General features: G+C 37.7%; 13 protein-coding genes. 3 read left to right on the forward strand and 10 right to left on the reverse strand.

What is annotated here, in order from left to right; translation table 11 throughout:
* Window positions 1-113: 113 nt before the first annotated feature.
* From ACVYAD_RS04355 to ACVYAD_RS04365, 3 genes are all read left to right on the forward strand, one after another.
* Window positions 114-236, forward strand: a complete 123-nt coding sequence (locus ACVYAD_RS04355) for a hypothetical protein (RefSeq protein WP_255505077.1) — start codon at window positions 114-116, stop codon at window positions 234-236.
* Window positions 237-582: 346 nt separating this feature from the next.
* Entirely contained in the window at window positions 583-1,077 is a 495-nt protein-coding gene (locus ACVYAD_RS04360; protein ID WP_349658835.1) for a cupredoxin domain-containing protein, read from the forward strand.
* Window positions 1,061-2,722, forward strand: a complete 1,662-nt coding sequence (locus ACVYAD_RS04365) for a b(o/a)3-type cytochrome-c oxidase subunit 1 (RefSeq protein ID WP_349658836.1) — start codon at window positions 1,061-1,063, stop codon at window positions 2,720-2,722. The genes ACVYAD_RS04360 and ACVYAD_RS04365 overlap by 17 nt, the downstream gene beginning before the upstream one ends.
* 662 nt (window positions 2,723-3,384) lie before the next feature.
* Here ACVYAD_RS04365 and ACVYAD_RS04370 read toward each other — a convergent pair.
* The 10 genes from ACVYAD_RS04370 to ACVYAD_RS04415 all read right to left on the reverse strand — a co-directional run bounded on the left by ACVYAD_RS04370 (window position 3,385) and on the right by ACVYAD_RS04415 (window position 12,470).
* Window positions 3,385-4,911, reverse strand: coding sequence for an MDR family MFS transporter (locus ACVYAD_RS04370; RefSeq protein ID WP_476424837.1), 1,527 nt, complete (start codon window positions 4,909-4,911; stop codon window positions 3,385-3,387).
* 208 nt (window positions 4,912-5,119) lie between these two features.
* On the reverse strand, window positions 5,120-6,562 hold the full coding sequence (locus tag ACVYAD_RS04375) for a carboxypeptidase M32 (RefSeq protein ID WP_476424936.1): 1,443 nt from the start codon (window positions 6,560-6,562) through the stop codon (window positions 5,120-5,122).
* Between the two features lie 183 nt (window positions 6,563-6,745).
* Window positions 6,746-6,895, reverse strand: coding sequence for a zinc ribbon domain-containing protein (locus tag ACVYAD_RS04380; RefSeq protein ID WP_476424839.1), 150 nt, complete (start codon window positions 6,893-6,895; stop codon window positions 6,746-6,748).
* Window positions 6,838-6,975: a helix-turn-helix domain-containing protein gene (locus ACVYAD_RS04385; RefSeq protein WP_432760123.1), complete on the reverse strand. Its 138-nt coding sequence runs from the start codon at window positions 6,973-6,975 to the stop codon at window positions 6,838-6,840. The genes ACVYAD_RS04380 and ACVYAD_RS04385 overlap by 58 nt, the downstream gene beginning before the upstream one ends.
* A 1,009-nt stretch (window positions 6,976-7,984) precedes the next feature.
* Window positions 7,985-8,425, reverse strand: coding sequence for a hypothetical protein (locus tag ACVYAD_RS04390; RefSeq protein ID WP_476424841.1), 441 nt, complete (start codon window positions 8,423-8,425; stop codon window positions 7,985-7,987).
* Between the two features lie 307 nt (window positions 8,426-8,732).
* Window positions 8,733-9,746: a serine hydrolase domain-containing protein gene (locus ACVYAD_RS04395; RefSeq protein WP_476424843.1), complete on the reverse strand. Its 1,014-nt coding sequence runs from the start codon at window positions 9,744-9,746 to the stop codon at window positions 8,733-8,735.
* Between the two features lie 15 nt (window positions 9,747-9,761).
* Window positions 9,762-10,586 carry a MerR family transcriptional regulator gene (locus ACVYAD_RS04400; protein WP_476424844.1) on the reverse strand — a complete coding sequence of 275 codons (825 nt, stop codon included), beginning with the start codon at window positions 10,584-10,586 and terminating at the stop codon, window positions 9,762-9,764.
* A 297-nt stretch (window positions 10,587-10,883) separates the two neighbouring features.
* The gene (mdh, locus tag ACVYAD_RS04405) at window positions 10,884-11,831 is read right to left on the reverse strand and encodes a malate dehydrogenase (protein ID WP_476424846.1); all 948 of its coding nucleotides are present in this window, start codon (window positions 11,829-11,831) and stop codon (window positions 10,884-10,886) included.
* Window positions 11,831-12,193, reverse strand: a complete 363-nt coding sequence (locus ACVYAD_RS04410) for a BMC domain-containing protein (RefSeq protein ID WP_476424848.1) — start codon at window positions 12,191-12,193, stop codon at window positions 11,831-11,833. The genes mdh and ACVYAD_RS04410 overlap by 1 nt, the downstream gene beginning before the upstream one ends.
* Window positions 12,186-12,470: a EutN/CcmL family microcompartment protein gene (locus ACVYAD_RS04415; RefSeq protein WP_476424850.1), complete on the reverse strand. Its 285-nt coding sequence runs from the start codon at window positions 12,468-12,470 to the stop codon at window positions 12,186-12,188. Before ACVYAD_RS04415 ends, ACVYAD_RS04410 begins: the two co-directional genes overlap by 8 nt.
* Window positions 12,471-12,482 lie beyond the last annotated feature (12 nt).

Below are 12,482 nucleotides of genomic sequence, written 5' to 3' on the forward strand. Positions count from 1 at the left end.
ACATTTTTTTCACATTATTCGTCAAGATGTGTGATTTTTTTCACATCAAAAAGAATTTTATTTATATATCATGGCAATAAGAAAGACACACTAAAAGCGAAGGAGGAGCAAAAATGGCAAATAAAAAAAAGTCAGATGAAAATTTAAAAGGTTCACTCTATGCGGTATTTGGAGTAGGAATCATTATTATCTTACTTTGGGTGTACTGCTTCGATTTGTTCATCAATCGTTTTTAACTTCTTTCAACGGGTGTCCAAACACCCACTGAAATAGAGGAACTCAGTCTAATAACACCACGTCCTGTGGCAACGACTGAGTGACCAACTTTATGTTGGCCTAAAGCCTCCGGCGGATGTCATGGAATCAGAAAGGAGTTCAATATAGGATGTTAGCCTAAGATCATCGCATCCATGCGATAACGGCTAACTTACCTGCATCGGTAAAAACGCCACGTCCTGTGGCATTATCGAAATGACCGACATCGTGTCGGCCCTCGTGCAGGCCTAAGCACAAAGCTGATTCCGGACGCAATTATGCCGAGGCATAATTGATTCTATTAAGAATAAGAAAGGACAGAGACATATGCACTTACATAAGTATGAGAAATACTGGCTTGTGTTTGGAGTTACTACTTTAGTAGCATTCCTTATCATTCTCGGCATCGGTGCATTTCATCAAGGCTCACATCCGAACAATGGTAAAAAAACACTAGATTATGAGAAAGTAAATGAATTCCCTCCCTTCGATAATCCTGGTGTTCACAAAGTTGAAGGTAAGGATTGGGACTATGAAGTGGTTGTTTTAGCATCAGCATTTAATTACAATCCGCCAGAAATAGAGGTCCCTCTAGGAGCTAAGGTGAAATTTATCGCAACAAGTGCGGATGTCATGCACGGTTTTGAAGTTGCAGGTACAAATATTAATATGATGCTTGAACCTGGATACATTTCTGAATATGTGACAGAAGTAAATAAAGTAGGAGAGTTTTTAATTGTATGTAATGAATACTGTGGTACAGGACATACGATGATGCACTCTATGCTAAAGGTGGTGGATCCAAATGAGTCTCAACAATAATTTGACAAAAGTGGATCGTCGTGATGCGAAGCTAGCAATGGCACATATATACGTGGCATTCATCGCATTATTATTAGGGGGTCTTGCAGGTTTATTACAGGTTTTCGTTCGTTCTGGTCAATTTACATTACCAGCAGGCATTGGTTACTATCAAGTTTTAACTGTACATGGTGTTTTACTCGGTCTTATTTTAACAACATTCTTTATTTTCGGTTTCCAAATTGCTAGTGTTAGCCGTACATCGGGGACTTTCTCAGACGGACAACGTCGCCTTGGTTGGATTGGCTTCTGGTTAATGACTATCGGTACAGCAGCTGCTGCAGTAATGGTTCTATTGAACGAAGCATCTGTTTTATATACGTTCTATGCTCCACTGAAAGCTCACTGGATTTTCTATTTAGGCCTTACATTAGTCGTTGTTGGTTCTTGGGTTGGCGGCGCAGGTCAAATTTTACGATATGCTCAGTGGCGTAAAGAAAACAAAGGTAGCGGACAACGAAGCCCATTACTTTCATTTATGGTTGTTGTCAATAATTTAATGTGGTTCGTAGCAACTTTAGGTGTAGCTGTTTCTGTTCTATTCCAGTTACTTCCATGGTCTTTAGGCTTTATCGAACGTGTTGATGTAGCACTATCCCGTACATTATTCTGGTATTTTGGTCATGCTCTTGTGTATTTCTGGTTATTGCCAGCTTACATGGTTTGGTATGTCATTATTCCGAAGGTTATTGGCGGAAAAATTTTCTCTGATTCTTTAGCAAGACTGTCATTTATGTTGTTTTTAATATTCTCTGTACCGGTTGGGATCCATCACCAATTAACAGAGCCTGGTATTGATGGTACATGGAAATTCATACAAGTTGTTTTAACATTTGCCGTAATCGTACCATCTTTAATGACCGCCTTCTCGATGTTTGCAATGTTTGAATTACGCGGTCGTGAATTAGGAGGAAAAGGACTTTTCGGCTGGTTTAAAAAATTACCATGGAAAGATGCTCGTTTCTTCGTGCCATTTGTCGGCATGTTAGCATTTATTCCTGGTGGCGCAGGCGGTATCATCAATGCTTCTTACCAAATGAACCAATTAATCCATAATACTATTTGGGTTACAGGACATTTCCATTTAACAATTGCAACAACAGCCGTATTAACTTATTTTGGGGCGGCATTTTGGTTAATTCCTTATTTAACTGGTCGTACACTGACTAAATCTTTAAACAATCTTGGTAATTTTGCCGCTATTTTATGGGCGGTAGGTATGACAATTATGTCTTCTGCTATGCATATCGCTGGTCTGATTGGTGCACCGCGTCGATCTGATTACTCTGAGTATGGCGGAGCTCAGCAAGCTTACGATTGGATTCCTTATCAAATCGCTCAAGCTGTTGGTGGCACAATTCTATTCATCGCCATCATAATCATTCTTTATATTGTGGTGAAATTAGCATGGTTTGCACCAAAAGGCGAAGAGGAATTCCCTGTTGGTGAGGTACATGAAAACGGTGGTACGACACCAGCTATTTTAGAGAACTTTAAAGTATGGCTAGTTATTTTAGTAGCATTAATTTTATTTGCTTATACTATTCCAATTATCGATATTATTTCTAATTCTCCACCTGGCTCTAAAGGCTATAAGCTTTGGTAATAATGTTTTGTCTCTTCATAAAAAGAGGTTGGAACAAAACTAGCTTCTAATATCAAAAAAGTGAAATTGAGTGTGCTTAATTTCACTTTTTTTGATTTCTCCTATTTTAGCTTACACTTCTTAGTGAATAGCCGTTAATTTCCTCAAATTATTTACAGCCATAAATACATGCAAGACCTATTTCGTTTTCTACTTTCAATTTTCCTCAGAGAGAAAATCGAGTGAAATGCAAAGCTTCTTTCACTTGCGTATAGGCGCATAAAATCCGTTCAAGCACCATACGTGGATGATAGGCAGGACAACCCGCACTTCGTATAAACGGTTTGAAATTTTATTACGAAAAATATAAAGCTGGTGAAATTTTACATTCCGTAAAACTTCACCAGCTTTTTTGGTATCAGAGGAATGGTTTGTCCTTGCCTCTTAGTAAAGGTATCTGCAAAATTAGCATAATGTCTCTCTTTTGCATACCGATCATTTTTTAAAATATTTTTTAGCGAGCTCTCTTTTTCTATTTTTGTATGCGTAAATTGCGCAATCTCAACTGCTTTTTCATATGACTACCTCAATTTGAAATGTTTTAAAATATACTTTTCGTATTATAACAGTTTTAATTGAGGAGAGGCCGCATTTTAATAATTTGTGAAACACAAGCTCATATATTAATGTGATGCCTCACGATTGTACGTTTCCATTTCAGAAGCAGGGTCGAATTGCTCTCTACCCATAGCAAATGCCATAATTAACGCAATAGCAGCTGGGATTATCGCCCAAGCAAAAGTATGAGCAACTGAAATAGTAAGTGCTTCTTGCATTTTATCGAGAACCTCTACAGGAATGACGTTTCGAGTTTCAGATGTTAGGATTACACTAGGATCACTTAAATCCATACCATTAGGTGCTTGACCACTAAACGCGGACGTTAATTTATTTGAGAAAATATGGTTTTGAATAATCCCAAACACTGTAATTCCTAATGTCATTCCTAGTTCTCGATTGAAGTTTAGCGTTGAGTTAGCCGAGCCACGTTGTCTCATACTAAGACCATGAATAACAGCATTGCTCAAAACAGAGAAAGACGAGCCAATGCCAAGACCAACGAGTATCATAAAGATTGTTACCATAAAGTGTGACGTTTCAGTTGTCAATGTTGTAAGCAAGGTAATTCCAACAACGAATAGAGTTAAAGTCGGTAACATAATCGTTCGATACTTAAATTTCGTGAGGAGAGCTCCACCCCCAGATGCTGTTACAACCGAACCGACCATCATCGGAAGTAAAATAAGACCTGAGTTCGTTGCCGAGCCTCCAAGTACGCCTTGAACAAAAATTGGAATGTAGATGGCAGCTGTAATGTAAGCAGCACCAGCAAATATTGAAATGATATTACTCGTTGCATAAAGACGATTTTTGAACATTTTAAAGGAAATAATAGGCTCTTCTACACGTAGTTCAATTAAGATAAAGCTAATAAGAAGCACTCCAAATAGAGTGAATAATCCAAGAATCATTGCGGAATCCCAAGCGTATTCTTTTCCTCCTAGCTCAAGAGCAAACATTAAACTAACTACTGCACTAACTAAAGTAACTGCGCCAAAGTAGTCGATTTTTTGCTTCGCATGTACAACAGATTCATTGTAAAATTTTGTGACTAATACAAAAGCAATTAGCCCCAGTGGTAAATTAATATAGAAAATCCAAGACCAATGAACATAATCTGTTAAATAGGCTCCAAGAAGCGGACCAAAGATACTCGATAGACCAAATACTGCCCCGAATAAGCCTCCCATTTTACCGCGTTTATCTGGAGACACTACATCAAACATAATTGTGAATGCGATTGGCATTAATGCACCACCGCCAATACCTTGAATTGCACGGTAAATACTAAGCTGAACGATTGAGTTTGCTGTACCAGCTAGCGCCGAACCGATTAAAAATACAACTAAACCGAAAATAAAAAATCTTTTACGACCATACATATCGGATAATTTCCCGAAAATCGGCATACCTGCAACCGACGCGATCATATAAGCTGATGTCACCCAGACAAGTTTGTCATATCCACCAAGATCTCCGACAATCGTACTGATTGCCGTTGCTACAATTGTATTATCCATTGCAGCCATTAAAATCGCTAATAATAGCCCAGCGATTACTACACCTATCTTACTTGTATTCTTTGCCACTTTCATACCTCCGTATTTGTGAATCCCTACTATTTTTAACTATCAATATGTATCTTGATAGGGGATGTTTAAATAACCATTTTGTATTATATCAGTTCTAATCAAGTTTATATACGATATAGGATTCAGCATTTTCTTTTGGAAAGAAGTGGGTCATTTGAATATGAAAAGCGATTTCTCTATAGTAGTAGAGAAATCGCTTTGACATTTAAAGCTGATACAGCTTCGTATACTTTTCTTGTAAATAGTTTGCTAAATATTTGGCGTTTAAGCCTTCCCCTGTCGCCTCTTGCAATAGCTCGAACGGCTTTTTCAGCGCACCGTATTGATGTACTTTCTCTGTTAGCCACTCCCGAATTGAAAGTAACTCACCTTTTGCCAGTAAGTCATCAAAGTTCGGAATATCTTTATCCATTGCATGCTTCCATTGTGCGGCGTAAATCATTCCTAAAGCATAGGATGGGAAATAGCCAAACATGCCCCCTGACCAGTGCATATCTTGTAAAACCCCTTTTGCATCTGTCTCAGGACGAATACCTAAATATTCCTCGTATTTATCATTCCATACTTGTGGAAGATCTTTCGCTTGAAGATCTCCATTGAATAGGTCTCGTTCAATTTCATAACGAATCATAATATGTAGTGGATACGTTAACTCATCTGCTTCAATGCGAATAAATGAAGGTTCCACCATATTGATCGCTCGTAGGAAATCAGCTAATGCTACATCACCAAATTGAGCAGGTGAATGTTTTTGCAGTCGCTCGTAATTATGCTCCCAGAACTTCTCGTTCCTACCTACAAAATTCTCATAAAATAAAGATTGGGATTCATGTATCCCCATTGATGTACCCGTTGCTAACGGTAAACCATCAAGTTTCACATCGATATTTTGTTCGTACATGGCATGTCCACACTCATGGATTGTTCCAAAAATTGCTGAGCGGAAATCGTTTTCATCATATTTCGTTGTAATACGATTATCTCCATGATTTAAGCCAATCATAAATGGATGAACACTTTCGTCTAAGCGACCTGCATCAAAATCATAGCCAAGTTGTGTTAGCATTTCCAATGATAATGCACGTTGAGATTCACGAGGGAAATGCTTAAATAATATGCTTGTATCTGGTTTATTTGGTGAGTCTGTAATTTTTTGCACAAGAGAAACGATTGTTTCACGTAATTCACCAAAAACTTGATCTAAAACATCAGTCGTCATATCCGGTTCATATAAATCTAGTAATGTATTGTACGGAGAACCGTTTTTAATACCCCAATATTGAATGAATTTCTTCTGCCAACTAATTATTTCCTCTAAATAAGGTAGGAATAAAGCAAAATTATTCGTCGCTTTTGCTTCTTCCCATGCTGTTTCTGCTTTAGATTGTAGAATGACAAATTCCTTATATTCATTAGCTGGAATTTTTTTATTTTGATCGTAATCTTTCCGTACTTTCTCTACTAAACGCAGTGTAACATAATCGAGATCTGCCTTTTGTCCCTCTAGATCCGTTAGTAATTTCCCTAACTCTTCACTAGTTTGCATTTCAAATAAGGAAGCAGATAATGTTCCAACTACCTCTGAACGCTGAGTTAATCCCTTCTTAGGTGCACCAGTACGCATGTCCGATACGAAAAACATATACATTTCTAAAATGTAGATATCTCTACTGTGACACAACTTATATCTTCCGACTTTCGTATGTGTGTCTTCCTTATTCTCCGAGTCTGGTTTCGCAAAAAGCTACTAGCCATTTAGTATGACTCTCCAAGGCTTAAATTCCGCAGTATCGTTGCGTACACATCTAAGGCTTAGTGTCAGTTAATTTCCTTAGATTGAGTAATTTGCTAAGTTAATGCTTGCGTTCAAATCTCTATCCAGTTTAAATCCGCAAGAGCAGATAAATAATCTGTCTTTCAGTCTCAAATCGAATTTGATTTGTCCACAACTAGAACAAGTTTTGGATGATGGATACCACATCTCGCAGTCCCCGCAGACTTCCAAAACAAAACCTCTTGTTCTTTAGTTAGCTTTAGTCTTATCTTTGTCGCCATTATCATTGTTTTTCACCTTGACTTGATGTACTGACTCGACAATAGCCAATGACCAACTTTTGTTTAGCAAATTTCCCAATGGACATTCATTCCATGCGTACCACCTCTCTTTCACTAGGATAAAATCACATTACCCTATTTAGAGAGTTTGTTAACATTTTTATAGTTGTATATGTCTTTCTTGTTCACATGAAGGCGCAACCCTTCATGCAGTCTTTCTCTCACGAGTAGACCTCTTATGCTTTCACATAAGCGCAGACTATATCTTCATCTTATCCTCTGATAAGAGCCACATTTTTCTTCCGCCATTCGCTTGCGGTTTTACTCTCCCTCAAGGAGATAGTCGTTGAACGTCTTCCTTGTCTCATGAGAGATTTAGGAGTTTCGCTGCTAAACATCCATTTCCAAAGCACTTAGCGCCACCGTTTTCCGTTGTCACGATGATCCTTTACGGACACTGAGTAATTTTTTTCAGCTTATGCCATCCTTGTTGTTTTTTCTGCTTTCGCACCGTTACGTCTGCCGTTTCCAGCTCCGCGTTGGTCACAAGGCTTTAGGAGTTAAAAGCAATTAACGTGGAGTTCGCACCAATTGCTTGATACGAAGGGTATTCTGTTAGAAATATATGCTTCTATACAGATTTGTATAGTTTTATCTAAATTTATCGTAACAGTTTAGTTACCCAGTAAATCACACCCAGCGCTTCTCCGTAGTGCTGCATTTTTTTCACATAGTCAGTAAATTGTTGTACAGTCATGCTAACATCCTCCTTTTCACGCTACTAGTTTATCATATTTTCGAAAATTTTGTATATTATGGACTTTTAGTATTTTTCTAGTTCTACTTAAATTAAATATTGATTCTACAAAAATTTAAGGCTATGTAAAAAAAGGTGTAAGGGGATATTGGATTTTCTATAATGCGTTCAGGAGATTATCATGCTGCAGTACTAGATGACTAGATGACTTTAAAAAAGGTGAATACAGAATAAAAATCACTATGTCTAGTCTTTGATTTACTCACCCATAAGTTGTTTGTATCTCAAGTAGATAATATAGCGACGAGAACAAATACTACCAAGTGGTATGAACATAAGAGCATTTGTTAATGATAGCAATGCATGCTCTCTACTCCAATGACCTACCAGTATCCTTACAAGAAGAAATCCGAAAAACAAAATAATTCCAGCAATAGAGCTTTTTGTAGTAACGATTCCTCTAGTATGATTCTTTCGAATTTTTTCTAGTTTTCCTTTCCATACTCCTATACCCAATCCAACCATTAAACAGCTGATATACATCATCATACTTAAAGGCGTTAATTTAATACTGGAAATAGTAGAAAACACTACACCAATTAACAAAACTGGTATGACCCACAATCGTGCTGGTCTAACTTGTTTCTCCTTTAACATTATAAGGACAATGACAATAAAGACGACCAAGTAGTTAACCATTTCTTTCCCTCACTTTATTTAAAAAAGTATAATTTAACCTCAAACTGAAGATGTAGTGAGCACAACCTTCAGAAAGGGGAACTTTCAATTCACTTCATCATAAAGATCACTTTATCAAATTAGATAACAGACTATTTATTATAGCCTATTGTCTAATTTGATGGGATCGAAATTTTACCTATGTCATAAGTTGATTGGGATCGAGACTGTGAAATACGTTGGGGGGATAGTTTACCGATGAACTTGAAGCAAGCGTGCATCCACCTAATTGGAAAGGAATTATCCCCCCTCACTTGAACTATTAAAATTATTGATTATTTTTAACCGCTGGGATTATATACTCTTTCATTAACGGCCATCTATCTCGTGGATTCATGATGAATTCTGAACTAATTGCCACAACCATATTCAAATTCAGTATACAACAAATCATATTGCCTCCATCCCCTATTGCTGAATATGTAAATAGTCCATCATCTCGGCGTAGCCACCATAAATAACCGTAATTGTGATAGTTCATCTCCGTTGATTCTCGAATCCATGTCTCTGAGAGGACCCTATTATTATTCAACATGCCATTGTTTATATAGAGGTAGCCAAATCGCGCCATATCACGAGTAGTTAATGTTAGTCCCCATCCACCTGTCGAATGACCATTTGGATCATGGACCCACCCCTTAACGTTTTTCCCGAATAAATCATCAAACCCATAGGCATTCATTTGGTAGTTCGGAATTTCTTTCATGCCAAGCGGTGTAAACAAATGTTCATTGGCAAACGCTCGTGCACTCTTGCCAGTACTTTTAGTAAGAATTGCCGACAACACGTGTGCCCCAGCTGTAGAGTATTTAAAAGCACCTAATTCCCCATTTGCACCCATTAAATCAAGTGTGTATTTTATCCAATCCTGCTGTTGACATAGCTTATCTAGTGGCTCATGCCAATCCTTAAATGGATAAGGAACTGTCATAGAAAGTAGATGTCGTATAGTAATCTGTTGTTTCTGCTGATTAGAAGCAAACGTATACTCTGGGAAAAAACCCAACACCTTTTCTTCAACGCTATTTATATAGCCTTTATCAATTGCGATGCCTATTAGTGCAGAGAGTACACTTTTTGTTACAGATGCTACATGGTGACAATGATCAGGACCTTTGCCATTAAAATATTTTTCATATGCTAAATGACCATCTTTAATAATAATAATGCCATTAATATTGTGATAATCACTTTTTATCGTCTGTTCTAGCTTAGAAAGACTTTCATTGTTCATATATATGCTTTCAGGTTTTACGGCTTCCCAATTTATTGTTGTTTGCATAGGAACCTCCTATTGTCATTTTTTCTTTACAGGAAAATATACCTCAGTAACATACTCCTCAGGGTCGATTGCTTGATTTGGGTCTGTTACATATATTTCATATGGTGGCAATATTAGCTCGTATCCCTCGTTTTCAATCCACTTCATCAAATTTGCGTAGACGGATGTCAATTCTGGATATGCCCCATTTAAAACAGATTTAGCACAGAGGCTACCAGGCAAATCTCTCGTTCCTTTGACAGTCTCAGCTATTGTAATGGCGAACTCGGTATCATTGCCAGCAGGATTAAATTCAGGGCTATGGTAAATCGTCATCGGCTGACCAAGTAAAGTGAGCTTCTCCTTCGCAATTCTTTCATATAACTCGCTAAAATAACGACCATATCCCGATGCATAATCATCACTGCTCAATATTATTCGCTTATAAAGGATATTTATTGGCTTTGTTTCTACTAGTTGTACTTCGAAGTCGTCAAGGTACGACATGATTGGCACCCCCTTTTCTAAATTTGAAATATCTTGATTTAATTGTTTTACAACATATTCAAAAGCCTTTAGTTTCTCTTGAATTTCAGTTTTCTTATGATTTAGCGCAGAACAAAGCATTTCTTCGGATTGATCCTCTTCTAATTCCAACATCGTTTTAATTTCTTCAAGTGAAAAATGATAAGATTTTAAACGGTTGATGTAGAGCATCCTTTTTAGTTGTTCGATGGAATAATACCTATAACCGCTTTCAGCATTAATCTCATCTGGGTTAATTAATCCAATTTCATCGTAATATCGAAGTGTTTTTGTAGAAACACCACATATTTTTGAGAACTCTCCTATTGATAGCACAAAACCACCTCACTCATTTTTTTGTTACTTGTTACCATTCATTTATACACCTTCCCCTAAGGACAAAGTCAACGATAAAGTTAACTTTATCCAGTGGCGTCTTCTTCAACAAAAAGAAGCTCTCTTCAAACTTTCACGTTCAAAGAGAGCTTCATATTCTATATAAATATGGGGGAATTTTAACTAGATTTTACGTGCAATGTTCGGTTTCCAATCAAACATTTTTAAGAGCTAAAGGTTTTTACAACAGATATATAGTTGGGGATCCTACATATCTTATTGCTGCATAGGGTCTGATTACCCTATGTTTTGACAAATCGTTAATACTTGTTTAACTGCTTCTGCTGATTGATGAAGTGCCATTTTTTCTTCATTTGTCAGGTGCAATTCGATAACTGATTCTATACCATTGCCGCCTAATATTGTCGGTACACCTAAAAATAATTCGTGGTAACCGTACTCACCTTCTAAAAGGGCAATTGAAGGAATTATTTTGCGTTGATCTTTCATGATGATTTCGACCATCTGTGCACAGGCAGCAGCTGGCGCATAATAAGCACTGCCATTCCCTAACAAACCAACAATTTCTCCGCCACCTTTACGTGTACGTTCTACGATTTGTTGTAATCTGTCTGAGGGAATTAGTTTTTCTAATGGGATACCCCCAGCATAGGAATATCGAATTAAGGGGACCATTTCGTCGCCATGTCCACCTAAGACGAATCCTGACACATCCTCTGGGGCAATTTGCAGTTCCTGTGCTACAAATGTATTAAAACGCGCTGTATCTAACACACCTGATTGACCAATGATACGATTTTTCGGAAAGCCTGTTTCCTTGTAGCAAACATAGGTCATGGCATCGACTGGATTGCTTAATATAAGAACTATGCTGTTTGGAGCATAATGTTTTATTTGTCTAGAGACTTGTTGAATAATTTTTGCATTCGTCGTCACTAAATCATCTCGGCTCATGCCTGGTTTACGAGGAATACCAGCAGTAATAACGACAATATTTGCTCCTGCTATATCCTCATAATTGCACGTTCCTTTAATAGAAACATTAAACTTTTCGATTGGTCCTGTTTGTAATAAATCTAGCGCCTTTCCTTTTGTCGGATTCTCCGCTTCTGGAATATCTAACAGGACAACATCTCCTAGCTCTTTTTGTGCCAAAAATAAACTTAAAGTTGCGCCAGTATGACCAGCACCAATTACAGCAATTTTACTTTTTTGAAAAGACATTATGCCTCACCTCGTTGATCAGTAGCTGCTGTAGTTTCCGTCATTTTTTTAGTACGCGTTGATGTTGTGGCTGGCTTTTTCTTTGGTGCTTCTGGTCCTTTAATCATTTGAAAAACATCTTCATCCGGTCTCGGAATTACGTGAGCACCTAATAGTTCTCCAACACGTATGGCAGCGGCTTTTCCAGCTTCTACTGCTGCCTGGACAGAACCAACATCACCTTTCACGACAACTGTCACAATTCCACCATCAACGAACTCTTGCTTGACGATTGTTACATCTGATGACTTAATCATTGCATCAGCAGCTTCATAAGAGCCTACTAATCCTTTTGTCTCTATCATTCCAATAGCGCTACCCATTCTCTTCACCTCTCATAACTTCCGTAGAATCAATAATACCTATAACAACTGCATCGATAGGCAATGGATTTTCTTTCATAATATATCGTGATGATCCACCACTTGTAATAAGCACATCATCGCCGATTCCTGCCCCGATACGATCTGCTGCTACAATCTCTGAACGAATCGGCTGCTGTTTGGAGTCAATTGGTTGAATAATTAAAAGTTTTAAGCCATTCAACCCTTCTTCCTTACGTGTTGCCCATACACTGCCTATCACTTTTCCCATTTGCATGAACTTCACCTA

The sequence above is a fragment of the Lysinibacillus sp. G1-3 genome (assembly GCF_056322905.1).